At 48.6% G+C, this 18,123-nt stretch carries 19 protein-coding genes; 17 read left to right on the top strand and 2 right to left on the bottom strand.

What is annotated here, in order from left to right; genetic code table 11:
* Positions 1–8 precede the first annotated feature (8 nt).
* The 4 genes from EQU24_RS17805 to EQU24_RS17790 all read left to right on the top strand — a co-directional run bounded on the left by EQU24_RS17805 (position 9) and on the right by EQU24_RS17790 (position 5,149).
* Entirely contained in the window at positions 9–1,415 is a 1,407-nt protein-coding gene (locus EQU24_RS17805; RefSeq protein ID WP_017842269.1) for an MBL fold metallo-hydrolase RNA specificity domain-containing protein, read from the top strand.
* Positions 1,416–1,653: 238 nt separating this feature from the next.
* On the top strand, positions 1,654–3,228 hold the full coding sequence (locus EQU24_RS17800; RefSeq protein ID WP_017842270.1) for an ATP-binding protein: 1,575 nt from the start codon (positions 1,654–1,656) through the stop codon (positions 3,226–3,228).
* Complete coding sequence (locus tag EQU24_RS17795; RefSeq protein WP_017842271.1) at positions 3,225–4,808, top strand: ATP-binding protein; 1,584 nt, start codon at positions 3,225–3,227, stop codon at positions 4,806–4,808. The genes EQU24_RS17800 and EQU24_RS17795 overlap by 4 nt, the downstream gene beginning before the upstream one ends.
* On the top strand, positions 4,787–5,149 hold the full coding sequence (locus EQU24_RS17790; RefSeq protein ID WP_244310891.1) for an AAA family ATPase: 363 nt from the start codon (positions 4,787–4,789) through the stop codon (positions 5,147–5,149). Before EQU24_RS17795 ends, EQU24_RS17790 begins: the two co-directional genes overlap by 22 nt.
* Here EQU24_RS17790 and EQU24_RS22555 read toward each other — a convergent pair.
* Entirely contained in the window at positions 5,132–5,281 is a 150-nt protein-coding gene (locus tag EQU24_RS22555) for a hypothetical protein (RefSeq protein WP_017842273.1), read from the bottom strand. The two genes, EQU24_RS17790 and EQU24_RS22555, sit on opposite strands and share 18 nt — an antisense overlap.
* A gap of 32 nt (positions 5,282–5,313) precedes the next feature.
* Positions 5,314–6,375: a transposase gene (locus EQU24_RS17785; protein WP_017842274.1), complete on the bottom strand. Its 1,062-nt coding sequence runs from the start codon at positions 6,373–6,375 to the stop codon at positions 5,314–5,316.
* A 338-nt stretch (positions 6,376–6,713) separates the two neighbouring features.
* Here EQU24_RS17785 and EQU24_RS17780 point away from each other — a divergent pair, with 338 nt between their 5' ends.
* From EQU24_RS17780 to EQU24_RS17725, 13 genes are all read left to right on the top strand, one after another.
* On the top strand, positions 6,714–7,145 hold the full coding sequence (locus EQU24_RS17780) for a DUF29 domain-containing protein (RefSeq protein ID WP_026130340.1): 432 nt from the start codon (positions 6,714–6,716) through the stop codon (positions 7,143–7,145).
* Between the two features lie 32 nt (positions 7,146–7,177).
* Positions 7,178–7,588: an Rpn family recombination-promoting nuclease/putative transposase gene (locus EQU24_RS22775; protein WP_017842276.1), complete on the top strand. Its 411-nt coding sequence runs from the start codon at positions 7,178–7,180 to the stop codon at positions 7,586–7,588.
* Positions 7,589–7,591: 3 nt separating this feature from the next.
* Positions 7,592–8,182, top strand: a complete 591-nt coding sequence (locus tag EQU24_RS22770; protein ID WP_017842277.1) for an RpnC/YadD family protein — start codon at positions 7,592–7,594, stop codon at positions 8,180–8,182.
* A 129-nt stretch (positions 8,183–8,311) separates the two neighbouring features.
* On the top strand, positions 8,312–9,085 hold the full coding sequence (gene rfbF / locus EQU24_RS17770) for a glucose-1-phosphate cytidylyltransferase (protein ID WP_017842278.1): 774 nt from the start codon (positions 8,312–8,314) through the stop codon (positions 9,083–9,085).
* Positions 9,076–10,146 carry a CDP-glucose 4,6-dehydratase gene (gene rfbG, locus EQU24_RS17765; protein ID WP_017842279.1) on the top strand — a complete coding sequence of 357 codons (1,071 nt, stop codon included), beginning with the start codon at positions 9,076–9,078 and terminating at the stop codon, positions 10,144–10,146. The genes rfbF and rfbG overlap by 10 nt, the downstream gene beginning before the upstream one ends.
* Complete coding sequence (locus EQU24_RS17760; protein ID WP_017842280.1) at positions 10,146–10,361, top strand: hypothetical protein; 216 nt, start codon at positions 10,146–10,148, stop codon at positions 10,359–10,361. Before rfbG ends, EQU24_RS17760 begins: the two co-directional genes overlap by 1 nt.
* Positions 10,351–11,958 carry a lipopolysaccharide biosynthesis protein RfbH gene (rfbH, locus tag EQU24_RS17755; RefSeq protein WP_017842281.1) on the top strand — a complete coding sequence of 536 codons (1,608 nt, stop codon included), beginning with the start codon at positions 10,351–10,353 and terminating at the stop codon, positions 11,956–11,958. The genes EQU24_RS17760 and rfbH overlap by 11 nt, the downstream gene beginning before the upstream one ends.
* Positions 11,959–12,537, top strand: a complete 579-nt coding sequence (gene rfbC / locus EQU24_RS17750) for a dTDP-4-dehydrorhamnose 3,5-epimerase (protein WP_017842282.1) — start codon at positions 11,959–11,961, stop codon at positions 12,535–12,537.
* The gene (locus EQU24_RS17745) at positions 12,534–13,427 is read left to right on the top strand and encodes an NAD-dependent epimerase/dehydratase family protein (RefSeq protein WP_017842283.1); all 894 of its coding nucleotides are present in this window, start codon (positions 12,534–12,536) and stop codon (positions 13,425–13,427) included. Before rfbC ends, EQU24_RS17745 begins: the two co-directional genes overlap by 4 nt.
* A gap of 2 nt (positions 13,428–13,429) precedes the next feature.
* The gene (locus tag EQU24_RS17740; protein ID WP_017842284.1) at positions 13,430–14,470 is read left to right on the top strand and encodes a glycosyltransferase family 2 protein; all 1,041 of its coding nucleotides are present in this window, start codon (positions 13,430–13,432) and stop codon (positions 14,468–14,470) included.
* Positions 14,467–15,825, top strand: a complete 1,359-nt coding sequence (locus tag EQU24_RS17735; RefSeq protein WP_017842285.1) for a radical SAM family protein — start codon at positions 14,467–14,469, stop codon at positions 15,823–15,825. Before EQU24_RS17740 ends, EQU24_RS17735 begins: the two co-directional genes overlap by 4 nt.
* A 19-nt stretch (positions 15,826–15,844) precedes the next feature.
* Positions 15,845–16,846 carry a radical SAM/SPASM domain-containing protein gene (locus EQU24_RS17730; protein WP_017842286.1) on the top strand — a complete coding sequence of 334 codons (1,002 nt, stop codon included), beginning with the start codon at positions 15,845–15,847 and terminating at the stop codon, positions 16,844–16,846.
* Between the two features lie 78 nt (positions 16,847–16,924).
* On the top strand, positions 16,925–18,112 hold the full coding sequence (locus EQU24_RS17725; RefSeq protein WP_017842287.1) for a class I SAM-dependent methyltransferase: 1,188 nt from the start codon (positions 16,925–16,927) through the stop codon (positions 18,110–18,112).
* Positions 18,113–18,123: the final 11 nt, after the last annotated feature.

The raw sequence follows: 18,123 nt of genomic DNA, 5'->3' as shown, positions 1-18,123 counted from the left end.
TAAAATCAATGTATCCAACAATCGAACATCACGGCGCGGTCAACGGCGTCACCGGCTCCTGTCATGAGTTGAAAATCGATGCCGACGATTCGGTGTTGATCGGTTGCGGCTTATTCCAAGGCGCGGAAGTCTCGAACGACGGCGCGGCCTTCGACAAATTGCAGGTCGAATTTCCGGTTCAGCCGGTCCGTGCGTTGATCGTCACGCATTGTCATATCGACCATGTCGGTCGCATACCTTATTTGCTGGCTGCCGGTTTCGACGGGCCGATTTATTGTTCCGAGCCGTCGGCAGAATTGTTGCCGCTGGTGCTCGAAGATGCAGTGCAGGTCGGATTCACGCGCGACAAGGCGTTGGTCGAGCGTTTTATCGGCTTGATCCGGTCGAAGATAGTCGCCGTGCCTTATGGACAGTGGCAATCGGTGCCGTTGAGCGGGAAAACCGGTAGCAAATTAAAAATCAAATTCAAACCGGCCGGGCACATACTCGGTTCCGCCTACATCGAATGCGATGTCGGGAGCGGCGAACAACATAAACGCATTGTGTTTTCCGGCGATTTGGGGGGACCCTATACGCCGCTGCTGCCGTCGCCGAAATCGCCTTATCGGGCTGACGTACTAGTGCTCGAAAGCACCTACGGCGATCGTTTGCATGAAAACCGGAGGCAACGTAAAGATATGCTGAAGCAATTGATCAGCCATTGCTTGCAAAATCGCGGCGCGATCCTGATCCCGGCGTTCAGTATTGGACGAACGCAGGAGCTCCTGTACGAACTCGAAGAACTGATTAATCGTTACCGGGAAGAATCCGTAGCGAAAGGCCTGGCCTGGGAAGACCTCGAAATCATCGTCGACTCGCCGCTCGCGAATCGCTTCACCGAAGTTTACCGAAAGCTCAAACCTTATTGGGACGCCGAAGCCAAGCGGAAGCTTCGCGCCGGGCGGCATCCGTTAGCCTTTGAGCAGATCACGACGATTGACTCGCATCAAGATCATCTGAACACGGTCGACTATCTGAAAAAGACCGCGCGGCCTTGTATCGTCATTGCGGCCAGCGGTATGTGCGCGGGCGGTCGAATCGTCAATTATTTAAAAGCTTTAATCGAAGACGAGCGCACCGATATTCTTCTGGCCGGTTATCAAGCAGAAGGCACGCCGGGGCGGACCATTCAAACTTACGGTCCGAGAAAAGGCTATGTCGAACTAGACGGGCGGCGTTATACGATCAATGCGGGCGTGTATCAATTGAACGGCTACTCCGCTCACGCCGACAAGGATTCGCTGATTCGTTTCGTCAAGGGCATGCGGGTCAAACCATCGGAAATTCGGTTGATTCACGGTGACGTAAAGGCCAAGTCGGCATTGCAACAAGCGCTGCTGAAAGTTGTGCCCGATGCGAACGTGCTGATTCCCTAAGGATTTGGTCGTAAATAACTTCCCTATTTTATGGAGGGTTCAGTAACTCGCTTGGCAGGTGTCGGCGGCAGGGAAAGCCGCCGTCAAGCCTACAAGGACGTATTCACGGCGTCCTGTCAAGCGAGTTACTGTACCCTCAACAAAGCTCATAGTTCCAGGACGTTAGTTATCACGAACCCCTAAATCAACAAATCGCAAATTTCAGAAACCCCAAGATTAACGCGGAAAAGGTCGAATCATGTCATTGCAAGCACTTCCAATCGGTATCAATACACTGTCGGTGATACGCGAACAAGACATGGTCTATATCGACAAAACCCCGTTGGTCTGGCAAATGACGAAGCAACCGGCGCGATTCTTTTTATCCCGCCCGCGCCGCTTCGGCAAAAGTTTGTTGGTCGATACCTTAAAAGAACTATTCGAAGGCAATCGAGCCTTATTCGAAGGTTTATATATTCATGATAAATGGGATTGGAGCAAGTCCTACCCCGTTATTAAAATCGATTTTGCTTCCGGCATCTTACAGAGCCGAAAGCAGCTCGACGAGCGAATTGAAATCATCTTGACCGAAAATCAACAAAGGCTAGGCGTCGAATCCGGCAATCAGCGTGCCGATATTCCGGGTAAGTTTACGGATTTAATCTTGAAAGCCCGCGAAAAATACGGCCAAAAAGTCGTCGTCTTAGTCGATGAATATGACAAGCCGATCTTGGACAACATCGACTATCCGGAACGCGCTGCCGAAGTCCGCGAGGGATTGAAAAACATCTACTCGGTACTGAAAGGCCAGGACGCGCATCTGCAATTCATATTTATGACCGGCGTGAGCAAATTTTCCAAAGTCAGCTTGTTTAGCGGTTTGAACCAACTTAAAGATATTACCCTGGACGAGAATTACGCCACTATTTGCGGTTATACCCAACAGGATTTAGAGACCGCCTTTGCCGGGCATTTAGCCGATGTTGATTGGGCGCAACTAAAAGATTGGTACAACGGCTACCAATTTTTAGGCGAGCCGGTTTACAATCCTTACGATATTTTATTATTCATCAGCGGCAACCAACGCTACCGTAACTACTGGTTCGAAACCGGAAACCCCAGCTTTTTAATCAAATTGTTCCAACAAAAAGCCTATTTTCTGCCCGACCTGGAACAGCTCGAAGTCTCGGAAGAAATCCTGGATTCGTTCGACGTCGAAGCGATAGACCCGGTTACTTTACTATTTCAAGCCGGCTATCTGACGATCGAAAAAGCGTATACGGGTTTTGACGGTCAATTTCTGTTTCAACTCAAAGTGCCCAACCGGGAAGTGCGGCAGGCGCTTAATTCGCACTTCATCAACGGCTACACCCAAACGCTGGCGAGCGAAAAACTCAAAATTCAGCATCAGGTATTCGACTGCTTGAATCAAGGCGATCTGCCGCAATTGCAAACCGTCTTACAACGTTTATTCGCTGCCATACCGTGGCGCAACTTTACCAACAATGACTTGCCCGATTCCGAAGGTTACTACGCCAGTGTGCTCTATGCGTTTTTTGCGAGCCTGAACGCGACGATTATTCCGGAAGACATTACGAATCGGGGGCAGGTTGATATGACAGTCATGCTGGGCGACTTTATTTACGTCATGGAAATCAAGCTCGATAAAAGCTCCGATTACCAAAAACAAACGCCCAATCCAGCCTTGCAACAAATTCAAGATAAAGCCTATGCACAAAAATATATAGTCGGCGAACAAACGGTGTTTGAAGTCGGTTTAATCTTTAATCAAGTTCAACGGAACCTGGCGCAACTCGACTGGCGAAAATTATGAAGACGTTAAAAAAATTGCCATTAGCCATACAAACCTTCGCCGAAATACGGGAAAATCCGTATTGCTATGTTGATAAAACGCCCTTGATAGCGCAACTAATTGACGCAGGCAAAGCCTATTTTTTATCGCGCCCCCGCCGCTTCGGCAAAAGCTTATTGGTCGATACCTTAAAAGAATTGTTCGAAGGCAATCGAGCCTTATTCGAAGGTTTATATATTCATGATAAATGGGATTGGAGCAAGTCCTATCCCGTTATTAAAATCGATTTTGCTTCCGGCATCTTACAGAGCCGAAAGCAGCTCGACGAGCGAATTGAAATCATCTTGACCGAAAATCAACAAAGGCTAGGCGTCGAATCCGACAATCAGCGTGCCGATATTCCGGGTAAGTTTACGGATTTAATCTTGAAAGCCCGCGAAAAATACGGCCAAAAAGTCGTCGTCTTAGTCGATGAATACGACAAGCCGATCTTGGACAACATCGACTATCCGGAACGCGCTGCCGAAGTCCGCGAGGGATTGAAAAACATCTACTCGGTACTGAAAGGCCAGGACGCGCATCTGCAATTCATATTTATGACCGGCGTGAGCAAATTTTCCAAAGTCAGCTTGTTTAGCGGTTTGAACCAACTTAAAGATATTACCCTGGACGAGAATTACGCCACTATTTGCGGTTATACCCAACAGGATTTAGAGACCGTCTTTGCCGGGCATTTAGCCGATGTTGATTGGGCGCAACTAAAAGATTGGTACAACGGCTACCAATTTTTAGGCGAGCCGGTTTACAATCCTTACGATATTCTATTATTCATCAGCGGCAACCAACGCTACCGTAACTACTGGTTCGAAACCGGCAACCCCAGCTTTTTAATCAAATTGTTCCAACAAAAAGCCTATTTTCTGCCGGACTTGGAACAGCTGGAAGCTTCCGAAGAAATCCTGGATTCGTTCGACGTCGAAGCGATAGACCCGGTTACTTTACTGTTTCAAGCCGGCTATCTGACGATCGAAAAAGCGTATACGGGTTTTGACGGCCAATTTCTGTTTCAACTCAAAGTGCCCAACCGGGAAGTGCGGCAAGCGCTAAATTCGCATCTAATCAATGGCTATACCCAAACGTTGGCTAGCGAAAAACTCAAAATTCAGCATCAGGTATTCGACTGCTTGAATCAAGGCGATCTGCCGCAATTGCAAACCGTCTTACAACGTTTATTCGCTGCCATACCGTGGCGCAACTTTACCAACAATGACTTGCCCGATTCCGAAGGTTACTACGCCAGCGTGCTCTATGCGTTTTTTGCCAGTTTGAATGCTACGATCATTCCGGAGGATACCACGAACCGAGGCCAAGTCGACTTGACCGTAGAGCTGGGCGATTTCATCTACGTCATGGAAATCAAGCTGGACAAAAGTGCCGACTACCAAAAACAGACCCCCAATCCTGCTTTGCAACAAATTCAAGATAAAGCTTATGTACAAAAATATATAAATGGCGACCAAACGGTGTTTGAAGTCGGTTTAATCTTTAATCAAGCCCAACGAAACTTAGCGCAACTTGATTGGCAACGGGTATCCTTATGACTTTATCCAAACTCCCTATTGGCATCAACACCTTCGGGGCTATTCGTGACAACGATATGACTTATATCGACAAAACCCCGTTGACTTGGAACATGGTGCAACAACCGGCGCGTTTCTTCTTATCGCGCCCAAGGCGCTTTGGCAAAAGCCTGTTGGTCGATACTTTAAAAGAACTGTTCGAAGGCAACCAAGCCTTATTTAAAGGCTTGTTTATTGAAGGCAAATGGGATTGGGGTCAAAGCTATCCCGTCATCAAGTTTGATTTTGCTGAGGGCGTATTACAAAGCCGTGCGCCTGTTTTCGCGCCTTGCTACCATAAGTATCTACACATCTTTTCCTAAAAATTGCTGAGCGGTTGCTTTCAAGCTATCCAGTTCTTCTTGAGAGTAGGCATCCATGATTTCAAGCATGGAGAGGAAGACCCACAGCCCCGACAACAGTGCTGGATTCGTAAACTCCTTGTTGTGGCGCATTTGCCTGCCGCTGAGTTTGATCGGAAATAGTCTTAATCAGCCGCTTCCTTGCTTTTGTCGGCGGCTATGGCCCAAACCGTAACGCAGGCCATGCTAGCCACCAAGAGGCGTTTGGCAATGGCCAGGGCTGATTCCTGTTGCCACGATTCGAGGTGGTGGCCTGCCGACTTGACCAGTTTGAAGAAACACTCGATTTGCCAGCGCCAGTAGTACCATAGCGCAAGGGTCGAAGCATCAACGTCTTTCACATTGGTCAATAGCAACCATTCCGCCAACACATCACCCTCGTCGGACAAGACGCGACTGACCACCAGCCTAGCCGCTACAGGAATGCCAGGCACAGCCGGCTTTTTGCCTTTCTTCTGACTCGGTTTGGCGGGACGGGTTAGCGTCACGTCTGTTTCTGCCACCCACTGCCAATAAGTCTGACCATGATAACTGACTTGCCGAGTCTTGCTGAACGCCAGTTCTTGCGCCACGGCTTTACAAGCCATGGGCTTGCCCTGGTAGTCCACATTAGGATTATCCTTGACGCGTACTAGCCAGTGGCTATCCGCCGCTTCCCAGCGGCGGATATGGCCAACGGAATCCCCTTCCCGGTCAATTAGGTGTACTAATGGCTTGGCAAAACCTTGTCCGTCCAAAAACTGGATGCAGTCGCTAACTTCATCCAGATGATGCTTGACGGGCAAGCCGGGCTCGGGATCGCCGGTGGCATAACTCCCGTCAGCACTCACTAATCGCTGCGCCACCGGCGCCAGCGGTTGCCCGTTCTGATCGCTGACGATCAGACTGGTTTGCAAGTCATAGCCAACATCCGTCTCATGCGTAATAGCATACGTATCGGTTTTGTTAGCATGCTTGAAGCTCAGGTGTGACCAATCATGCATACATAAGGCATACTGGCTGCAATGCTCGGCGATGCCTTCATGAGCTGCTGCAGTCAGTGGTTCCTGTAATTTCGACAAGCTGACCAATTCATTCTGATAAAATCGCCTAGCTGCTTGCGTGCTGGCGAAACTGCTGATCTTATTCGGCAACGCCTTCAAGCCTGCGCTCAGGCTTTCGCTTGAGTTGATGTGTTCAAGTACCAATTGCTGATGGCGCTTGGCGAGGCGTGGGTCTATACCCGTCAGTGTTTTTTAAAATCATGCGACATCATGCCATTTTTCTGGAAAACTTGTGTAGATACTTATGCTCTGGGAGAGGGTTGGGGAGAGGGAATAAAAAAGCCTAAGTTATTTCATGCCCGTTCCTTAGCGGCAACTCGTGACGGTTAGAATTACTCTGGTTGGAAAGGCTACGTCCATGCGGTTCGCGGGGATTAGGGCTATGGCTCCTTTGATTGCAAAAGGGAGTCGTTTTTCTGATGAGACTCGATGTTGCCTTTCCACAGTTTAAAACACTATTGGGACATTTTGAGGGCTTTTCGATGCATAGCTACGAATCTGATATTATTGCATGGGCGAACGAGCAGGCCGCGCTTCTCCGTGTGGGCCAATTCAACATGCTCGACCTTGAACATATTGCGGATGAGATTGAGGACGTGGGCAAAAGCGAACGGAGAGAACTGAGAAGCAGAATGGCGATTTTGCTGGCCCATCTTCTGAAATGGCAATATCATCAGGAAGGCTTTCGAAGCAAAAGCTGGCAGCGGACAATCAAGGAGCAACGGCGAGGGATTGCAGGTTGCTTGAAGGAAACCCCCAGCCTTAAAACCGATCTGGCCCAATCCGATTGGTGGGAATGGGTGTGGTCTGATGCCGTTAGCCTTGCGGTCAAGGAAACTGGACTCGATTGCGTCCCTGAGTCTTGTCCGTGGGGCATTGAGCTGGTTATGAATTCTGAGTTTTGGCCGGAATAAGGGCGCTATAAGCCATGACAAAGAAACCTGCGATGAAACACGACACCGGCTACAAACTGCTGTTCAGCCATCCCCGGCTGGTCGAAGACCTGCTGACCGGATTCGTGCATCCCGAATGGCTGGACAGCACCGACTTCACGACGCTGGAACCCTACAAGGCCAGCTTTGTTAGCGATGACTTGCGCGAACGCCACGATGACAGCATCTGGCGGCTGAAATTCAAAGACACCTGGCTGTATCTGTACTTGTTGCTGGAATTTCAGTCCAGCGACGACTATTTCATGGCCAACCGCGTGATGGCCTACATGGCGCTCTTATACCAAGACATCATCCGTTCCCAGTCCCTGAAAAAAGGCGATCTTCTGCCGCCGGTCATGCCGATCGTTATCTACAATGGCTCGCCCGACTGGACGGGGCCTGTGGATATGGAACAGCTAGTCTAACCGGTGCATCCGGCACTGAGGCGCTACACGCCGCGTTTGAGCTACTTTTTATTGCAAGAAAAAGCCACTCCGACGGATTATAGCCAACAGCATCCGGACAATCTGGTCGGACATTTGATTGCACTGGAATTTTGCCAAACGCCCGATGAAATGCGCGAACGGATCCAGCGATTGCATCAACAACTCGACACATCGCGCTATCAAGCAATCCGGCGAAGCTTTGCCATTTGGCTCAGCCGCTTATTGCGTGTAAGATTTAAACAAGACAGCATCCCCGAATATCAAGAACTCAACGAGGTAAACGCCATGTTAGCCGAACGGATGACCAATTGGGCCCAGCAATGGGAAGAAAGAGGCATAGAAAAAGGCATAGAGAAAGGCATAGAAATAGGTAAACAAAGAGGTGAGAAAACAGGTATAAAAAAAGGAGCCCGACAAGAAGCGGCCCGCGTGTTGGGCAAACAAATCCGGTTGAAATACGGTGCCTTACCCGATTGGGCTGAGCAAAAAATACAGGCAGCCGATACCAGACAGCTTGAACACTGGGCGGAACAAATATTCACCGCCGAGAGTGTCGAAACGCTCCTGCAATAGTCAAGAAACAAGCCGACAGCTCATAAGGAAGTCTTAACGCTAAATGCCTCGAATTCCGCTTTGCTCCATCAGGGCTACTGGCTATTTTATTCGGCCTTACGAGATAAACCCAAGACACGAGACATTTTTATGAAAGCTGTTATTTTAGCCGGTGGGCTAGGCACCCGATTGTGCGAGGAAACAAACATCAAGCCCAAGCCAATGGTTGAAATTGGTGGAAAGCCGATGCTTTGGCATATTTTGAAAATATATTCCAGTCACGGAATCAATGAATTTATCATTTGTTGCGGCTACAAAGGCTATCTCATCAAAGAATATTTCGCTAATTATTTCTTACATATGTCCGATGTCACGTTCGATATGGCCAACAATAAAATGCATGTGCATGAAAACAAAGCCGAACCCTGGAAAGTAACGTTAGTCGATACCGGCGAACACAGCGGTACCGGTGGTCGGATGCGGCGAATTAAAAATTACGTAAAAGATGAAGAATTTTTCTGTTTTACCTATGGTGACGGCGTGGGAAATATCAACATCACCGAAAGCATCCGGTTTCATCGCCAACAAAATACACTGGCGACCATCACAGCAACCTATCCGCAAGCTAAATTTGGCGCGCTTAACACATTAGGAGACCGGGTCGTTTCCTTTCAGGAAAAACCGAAAGGCGATAATGCCATGGTAAATGGCGGTTTTTTTGTATTGTCACCTAAAGTGATTGATTACATCGATAACGACGACACAGGGTGGGAGCAGAAACCTCTCGAACGCTTAGCCAAAGAAGGACAGCTTGCCGTTTATAAACATAAGGATTTTTGGCAGCCAATGGACACATTGAGAGACAAAAACTATTTGGAACATTTATGGAATTCGGGTAGGGCACCTTGGAAAACATGGGAATAAACGAAAGCTTTTGGCGAGATAAAAAAGTCTTGATAACAGGGCATACCGGATTTAAAGGGAGTTGGCTGGCTTTATGGTTGCAGCAGATGAAGGCGCATGTCTACGGCTTTGCGTTGGCTCCGCCGACACAACCTAATTTGTTCGAAAAAGCCAATGTCGGCCAATGCATAGCTTCACACATTGGTGATATCCGCGATTTATCCGCGCTTAAATCCGTATTCTTAAAAACCGAGCCGGATATTGTCATCCATTTGGCCGCACAGCCCTTAGTGCGCTATGCTTATCAAAATCCGGTTGAGACCTACCAAACCAATGTCATCGGAACGCTGCATGTGTTGGAAGCGATCCGTGCTTGTCCGAGTGTACGTGCCGCGGTTATCGTAACGACCGATAAGTGTTACGATAACAAAGAATGGATTTGGGCGTATCGGGAAAACGAGCCCTTGGGAGGCTATGATCCTTATAGCAGCAGTAAAGCCTGCGCCGAATTATTGATTGCTTCTTACCGTAACAGTTTTTTTTCGGATGCGCATAGCCCCGCCATTGCCAGCGCACGCGCCGGAAATGTTATCGGTGGTGGCGACTGGTCGCCTGATCGATTGGTACCGGATATTATTCAAGCTTTTCAAGCTAATCAAACGCTATCCATTCGTAATCCAAACGCCATCAGACCTTGGCAACATGTACTGGATTCGCTATCGGGTTATTTACTACTCGCTGAAAAGCTATTTACTGAAGGACAGCACTATGCAGAGCCTTGGAACTTTGGCCCGGATATGAACGATATGCAACCGGTACAATCGATTGTGCAGCATTTAGCCACCTATTGGCCTCAAGCGAACTGGACAATAGAAGAACAAACACAGTTTCATGAAGCGCGTTCATTAAAATTGGACAGCACTAAGGCACACGAACGCTTGGACTGGCATCCTCGCTGGCGGCTATCCGACGCATTGCAATTGACTGCCGAGTGGTATCAGGCAGAATCTCAAGGCTTAGATATGGGGCTATTTTGCCGCAAGCAAATACAGTTATTCACAAATCAAAGAGGAGCGGGATAATGAGCGAGGAACGGATCATTGCCGAAGTATCTCACACAGGCTTAGTTGAGCTGAATCTACCGGAATATGCGGATAGACGTGTTGAAGTGATTGTCTGGCCCGTTGAAGAGATCAAGCCACTGGAAAGTATAGAGTTGGCTACAATGCAACAAGAAAATGGATTTGCAATGGCGGTATTGGCTGATCCTGAAGAGGATGTCTGGAATGACCTTTAATATACAGGCTGGAGATATTTGTGTTCTGCCTTTTCCGTTTACCGATTTAACAACGCATAAAAAACGACCCGCCTTAGCTTTGTCCGCTCCGGATGAGTATGGTGATATTCGCTTTGTTTTTATAACGACGAAATCCGGGCATAAAGATATCTCTATAAAAATAGAAGCGCCCGATTATTTAGTAGGTTGTCAGCCGTTGCCAAGAGACAGTTATATACGCTTAGAAAAGCAATATCTCTTGAATAAAAGTCTAGTTTTAAGTAAAAAAACGTCGGTTAGTCCTGAAAAGCTGGAAGAAATTTTAAGAAGCAATATTATTAAAGAAATTACGCCTTATTGCGATAATAAGTACCAAGATACTCGTTTTCAACCGGGAGTAACTGCGGTTCCGGTATCCGGAAAAGTGATTGGCGAGCCAGAAATAGCCGCTATTACGGAATCTGCTTTGGATGGCTGGCTCACTACCGGTCGCTTTAATGACGCATTTGAAAAGCGTTTTGCCGATTTTGTCGGCGTGCCTTACGCCTTGACTACAAACTCGGGATCGTCTGCCAATCTGCTGGCTGTTGCAGCATTGACCAGTCCTAAACTGGGAAGCAAGGCTTTAAAGGCCGGAGATGAGGTCATTACTGTTGCCGCAGGCTTTCCGACAACGGTGAACCCTATATTACAAATGGGAATGGTGCCCGTATTTGTCGATGTTAATATTCCTACATACAACATTGATACAACCAAAATAGAAGCAGCTATCTCGTCTAAAACTAGGGCAATCGTACTGGCGCATACCTTAGGTAATCCATTCGATCTTGAAACGGTAATGTCATTAGCCGACAAGTACAATCTATGGGTTATTGAAGATTGTTGCGATGCATTAGGATCCACTTACAAAGGACAACATGTCGGTACTTTCGGACATATCGCAACGTGTAGTTTCTATCCGGCCCATCATATTACGACTGGCGAAGGCGGTATGGTGTTTACCGCAGATCGCAAATTAAAAAAAATCATAGAAAGTTTTAGAGATTGGGGGCGTGATTGTTATTGTGCGCCCGGGTTTGATGACACTTGTGGCATGCGTTATGGCTGGCAGTTAGGTGATTTACCTAAAGGTTATGATCATAAATATATTTATTCACATTTAGGATTTAACTTAAAAATGACCGATATGCAAGCGGCATGTGGGTTAGTGCAGATGGATAAGTTACCCGAATTCATTATCGCTAGAAAACGGAATTTCGATTACCTTGTCCAGCAATTAAAGTCGTTAGAAAACATTTTTGTATTACCGAAAACAACTACAAATAGCGAAGCATCGTGGTTTGGTTTTCCTTTGACGATTCGGTCATCAACAGGCATAGAGAGGGTGGAATTATTGAAATTCTTGGCTAAACATAAAATACATTCGCGCTTATTGTTTGCAGGAAATTTAGTTAGACAACCTTATATGGCTACTCGAAAGTATCGGGTCAATGGTAGTTTAGATACTACTGATTTAGTAATGAGTCAAACATTTTGGTTGGGTCTGTATCCTGGCTTGACTGTAGAGATGTTGGATTTTGTCTATGATCGACTGACGGCATTTATAAAGGGATATTAAATGGCAAGTCAGTCGGCTAGTTCGTCCTTTAAGATCTGTGAGTCTATTATTCCCGGGTGTTTGCTGTTGCAGCCTAAAAGATTTGAAGATTGCCGTGGCTATTTTGTTAAAACCTTTCATCAACCTAGTTTTAAAGACATGGGCCTCGAGACAGACTTTTCGGAATCGTTTTATTCGGTTTCAAAGAAAGGCGTGGTTCGTGGCATGCATTTTCAAAGTCCGCCGCGAGATCATGTGAAAGTGGTTTATTGTGCTCACGGTGCGGTAAAGGATGTTGTGCTTGATATTCGTATTGGCTCCCCGACTTATGGTCATTTTGATTCATTTGAATTATCGGCTGCAAAGAGCAATATGCTTTATATACCTAAAGGTTTAGCGCATGGTTTTTGTGCTTTGACTGACCAAGCCTTAGTGGTATATCAGGTTTCCGAACCGTATTCGCCGGAATATGATCGAGGTATACGCTGGGATTCGATTGGTATTCCTTGGGAAGAATCAACGCCGTTGGTATCTGATCGAGATAAACGACATCCGGTTTTAGCAGACTTTAGCAGTCCGTTTGTATACGAGTTGTCATGAAAATATTAGTGACTGGAGCATCCGGTTTTTTAGGCTCCCATTTGATTCCGCATTTATTAATGCAAGGCCATCGGGTTGGTTGCTTGTTACGATTAGGTAGTGCTAATCAGTCTTACTTGCCTGATCAGTGTCTAATCTGGACTGTGGATGACGCCGGAGGCGGCTTTGAGCGTGCTTTGACCGAATTTTCGCCGGATATTGTGGTTCATTTGGCTGCATATTATGTCTCGGAACATGGTTACCGAGATGTGGGCGTTTTAGTTAAAGCTAATATTGAATTTGGCGCATATTTACTGGATGCCATGTGTAAAGTTGGTTGTAATGCTTTGGTTTATGCAGGTACTGCTTGGCAACATTATGAAAATAAAGCGTATTGTCCGGTCAATTTATATGCGGCGACCAAGCAGGCATTTTCCACATTGGCCGAGTATTATCTAAGTGCAAATGGCATGAGAATGTTAGAGTTGCATTTATATGATAGTTATGGTGAAGATGACCCAAGAGAAAAATTGATTCATATTTTAAGCTTATATGCACAATCCGGAGACGTCTTAGACATGTCAGAGGGGGAGCAATATATGCATTTAGTGCATGTGGATGATCTGGCTGACGGCTTTACCCTGGCCTGCGAGCAGGTGCTGGATATGCAAGCAGGGCAGCGGCGGGTCTACCGATTGCCATCTACTGCGGCTTTATCGCTGCGGGAATTGGTAGAATGCTTCAATGCCGCCGATCCTCAACATCCGGTCCGAGCGGAGTGGGGGGGGCGGCCTTATCGGCAACGTGAAGTATTCCAACCCTGGGAAGGGGCTCAGGTATTGCCTGGTTGGCGGCCTCAGGTACCTTTGGACGCGGGCCTGCGCCGACTTCGACTAGGGAAGGGCCGGTAGCCATGATCTTGCCCCAGGTAAGCATCTGTATCCCTAACTACAACAAAAGTCGCTATCTGCGCGCCTGCTTGATCAGCGCTCTAGCTCAGACCTGGCCCCGTATTGAGGTCATTCTGGTGGATGATGCTTCCACCGACGACTCCCTGGCCGTTGCTGCCGAGTTCGGCGATCATATCCGTCTGCTGTGCCTCGACACTAACCAGGGGCAGCCGACGGCTACTAACCGGGCAATTGCCGAGGCCCGGGGGGAGTTCGTGGTGATCTTGCACAGTGACGATCAGTTGCTGCCGGATTTCGCTGCATGCCTGGTCCCTATCCTTCAAGCCTACCCGGAGGCGGGCATGGCAGTGGGCGAGCGCTTGGAGACGGACGAGAGCGGCGAGCCCTGGTCGATCACGCCGTTTTACAATGTGGACTGTGTGATCCCCGGCGAGCGCCAGGCTAAGGTATTTCTGTTCATGTCCTTCCTACCCTGCCAGGTTTTGGTACGGCGGTCGGTGCTAGAGCAGATTGGTGGCGTCGACCTACGCCACATTGTCAATCTAGATGGCCTGCTATGGTTCAAGTGCGCCTTGGCTGGCGACGTGGCCTACCTGCGGGCGCCGGTAGGCATTTATCGGGTACATGGCGAGAGCACCACGGCCCAGTGCAACCGGGGTATTGGCCACATGATGGAATATCACTCTACCTTGACCGAAATGTTCCGCCAAGGTCGTGGTCGGCCCTATCTGGAACAGTTCTTCGATGCGGCAGTGAAGCGGGTGGGGCAGCTCACCCTGCGCTATTGCCACCACGTGTTCCGTGAGGAGAACTATGCTCTGGCCCGGCGCTTCCTGGCCTTGGCTACAGTTTTCGATCCTGACATCCGCATAACTCATACATGGCGAACCATGAACTACTGCGCTGAGTCTACCGAACATGACCCGGGGGCACTTTATCGCGCTCTGTTGCCGACCCTGTCCCCAGGAGCCCGCACCTTTAGCTACGACCCGCCTGAGGGTTTTCGTACCCTGGCGGCAATCGACGACGGGAGGCCAGCATGAACAGAACCCAATCCTATGCTCCCGACCTGACGGCCTTAATGGGCCGTCGGGTTATCATCTACGGCGCCGGCAAGATTGGACGTCGGATCCAAGAAGCCCTGAACTGGTTCGGCGTGTCGGTGGACTTCTTCTGGGACCTGCGCGCCGACACTATCGGTGCCGAGCTGGGTGGTGCCCCGGTATGCAAGCCGGATTTTCACGCCCTGCCTGAATCGGAGCGTGGCGAAAGTGGAGTCATCGTTACCATCTTCGCGGAGAATGTGGCTGCACAGGTCCGTGCAAGGCTTGAAAAAGCGGGTTACACTCGAGTGATCACCGAACGGGACTTTATCACCCGATTGTTGCATGGGGAGTGCGCGTCTCGGCGGGCGGAAGGGCAGTTTCAGTTCGACCTGGAAACCTGTCACATATGTCCAGTAGTGAGCGATACCCGCAACCGCTGCGATATCTTCGATGACCACGTGCGTCAACACTTCGTTCAGGACTTAGCGCCGGAACGGCCTATTGAGCTGGTGATTCCTTCGGTGGGAGTACTGGTCTCCAACAAGTGCACCCTGACCTGTGTCGGCTGCAATCATCTGCGTGATCACTACGTGGCATCGGACCACGTAGATATCCCCGCCGCCCAGATCTTGGCCGACCTGAAGAAATTCGTCAACGCCGTGGACTTGGTTAACAAGATAGTGCTGGTGGGAGGCGAATCCATGCTGCATCCCGAGATCGAGGCCATCCTTGAAGGAATCATGACCCTGCCTCGAGTGGGGGTGGTGCACGTGATCACCAATGGCACAGTGATTCCCCAAAGCGAGCGTGTGTTCGAACTGCTGGCCAGTCCCCGTGTCATCGTGGAGATCAGCGGGTATGGAGAGCACATCCCGGTCAAGTTTCAGCGTAACGTGGACAAGTTCATCGGTCGCCTACAGGCTCGGGGTGTCCACCATCGCTATACCCAGACCCTACAGTGGTTTGATTTCGGCGGCTTCGATGCTAGGGGCTATTCTGAGTCCGAACTGGAGCAGGTCTATGGCACTTGCTGTTTCGTCTCCAACGATATCTTCGACGGCCGCTTGTTCAAGTGCAGCCGCAGTGCCTATGGCACCCTGATCGGCAAGATTCCGGACTACCCAGGCGACTACGTGGATATCCGCAATCTGCCGGTCGCGGAGGTGCGTCGTCAGGTGTCGGCTTTCCTGGAAATGAAATGGGCTCGGGTCTGTAACCACTGCAACGGCGCATCCATACACGTGATCGAGGCGGGACAGCAGGTTAAGATCGTTTCCAAAAATCAACCAAAAGCGATCAAGGATGCCCAGCATGGTGCCATCCATACAGAATCCCAGAAGACGGTCGTCTGAACGAAAGAAGGAAATATACATGAAAGCGAGCATCAAACCCCGCATTAACCTGGATGAGCGCACTCCTCTGCAGGAAGTGATCCCTTTGTCCACCCCCTTCGTGCTGTTCGTGGACCCGGTGAATACCTGCAACTTCCAATGCAAGTTTTGTCCCACCGGCGATCGGAATCTGATCAAGTCCACGGGCCGTTGGCAGGGACGACTGAATTTTGATGTGTACAAGAAGGTGATCGACGACTTGAGCGAATTCGATCAGCCTCTGAAGGTGCTGCGTTTGTACAAGGAAGGTGAACCCTTGCTGCACAATCGCTTCGCCGACATGGTAGGTTACGCCAAGGCCAGCGGTTATGTGCAGTACATCGACACTACTACCAACGGCTATCTACTTACTCCGGATAAGGTGGGTCCCATCTTGGACGCAGGTATCGACCGCATCAACATCTCCGTGGATGGCATGTCCAGCGCCCAGTACTGGGAGTTTACCCAAACGCGGATGGACTTCGACCAATTCGTGGACAACATCCGTCGGCTTTACGAGCGTAAGGGCGACTGTGAAATCTGCGTCAAAATCCCCGGCGACATACTCAGCGACACGGAGCGACAGCGCTTCTTCGAGATTTTTGGCGACATCGCTGATCGAGTCTTCATCGAAAACTTTGCCCCCTGTTGGCCCACCTTCGACGTAGAGGAACGTACTGGGATCCAAATCACCGAAGGTATCTATGGTAACGCCATCCAGGAAGTGTCGGTATGTCCATATATTTTCTATTCCATGGCGGTAAACACCGACGGTACGGTAAGTCTGTGCTTCTTAGACTGGGCACGCAAGCTGAATATTGGTGACGTTCGCATCCAATCCCTGAAGGCGATTTGGAACAGCGAGGCCATGCATCGGCACCGGGTTGCTCACTTACAGGGGCGGCGCAAGGACAACCATACCTGCGCTGCCTGTGGCCAACTCAGTCATTGCCTGCCGGACAATGTAGATGAGTATGCTAATGAACTTCTAGCGCGTTTATGAGTTGAATCCACGTTGATATTTACCGCTTTCTACCAAGTTATAAAAACTTGAATCCAAGCTTTGATAAAGGAAATTCCAATGGCAGTAATTAAACGATGTCCCGCATGTGAAGGTAGATTAAAAGAACGTGGATATTGTCAGTACGGTGATTTTGATGGGGGGCTTTTCTCTTATAAGGCGGATTTACTCGAATGCGTTAGGTGTGGATTTGTCAGGTTGCAGGGTGAGTTCGATGACCAAGCGATCGAAAACTACTATTCCAATGACTGTATGTATGCCTCAGCCGGTGGTATTGGTGTAGGGGGTAGAAGTCAGGAAGATCAAATAAGATACAGACATTACTTAAATTTGCTCCAAACCATTGCTCCGGGTGGTGGCCGACTTTTGGATGTTGGTTGCTCCAGAGGAGGATTTATCAGATATGTTGATGAACGTGCACCTGGTTTATTTCTATTGTCCGGGGTTGACATTGATTCTACTAGTGTGAATGATTTTGGGAGTCGTGATCTACCAATCAAACAAGGCAGTGTCTTTGCTCTTCCATATGAAGATTCTAGTCAGGATATAATTTGTTATTTCCACGTTTTTGAGCATATTCTCAACGTTGAATTAGTTATGGAAGAGGCTGCTCGCGTTTTGGAAAGCACGGGGCGGTTGATGGTTGAAGTACCTGATGCCGCTCTATATTCACTGGCCAGAGTAGGAACCAATTTTTGGCCTGGTATGAAGGAACACGTTAATCATTTTACCCTAAAGGCCTTAAGTATGTTGGGGGAGCGAAAGGGGTTACATGTGACGGCAGTTGAGCGGGTACTGCTACCAATGAAGGGAAGTATTAAAGACTATCCGTCATTGATGGTTTTGTTTTCCAAGGAAGCTAATGACTTTGAGCGGGTGAAAGCTGACCAGACTCTGACAAAGAACATTGTCTCTTTCTTTGAAGACGAGCGTCGTCAACAGGAAATACTGCTTACAAATCTTCACCACTGTTTTGGCTTTTACGATAAAGTCACGCTGTGGGGAGCTGGTCTTGAGCTGCTTGACCTTTCGGCGCAGGGACTGCTGGAGATAAATAAGGTTATACATATTATTGATAGCAATCTTATAAAGCAAAAAAAGCGACTTACAGGAATCAGGATTGAGGCACCAGAGTATGTTGATCCCACTGGCTTATTGGTGATTACTTCTTATTTATCTGTGGATGATATTAGAGCAGCGGCGATAGGGTTGGGTTGGACTGAAAAACAGATATTTTATATTTTTTGATGTAGATTGCA

This window comes from Methylotuvimicrobium buryatense (assembly GCF_005931095.1).
GTDB classification, from domain to species: domain Bacteria; phylum Pseudomonadota; class Gammaproteobacteria; order Methylococcales; family Methylomonadaceae; genus Methylotuvimicrobium; species Methylotuvimicrobium buryatense.
This window is presented reverse-complemented; position numbering and strand designations above follow the sequence as displayed.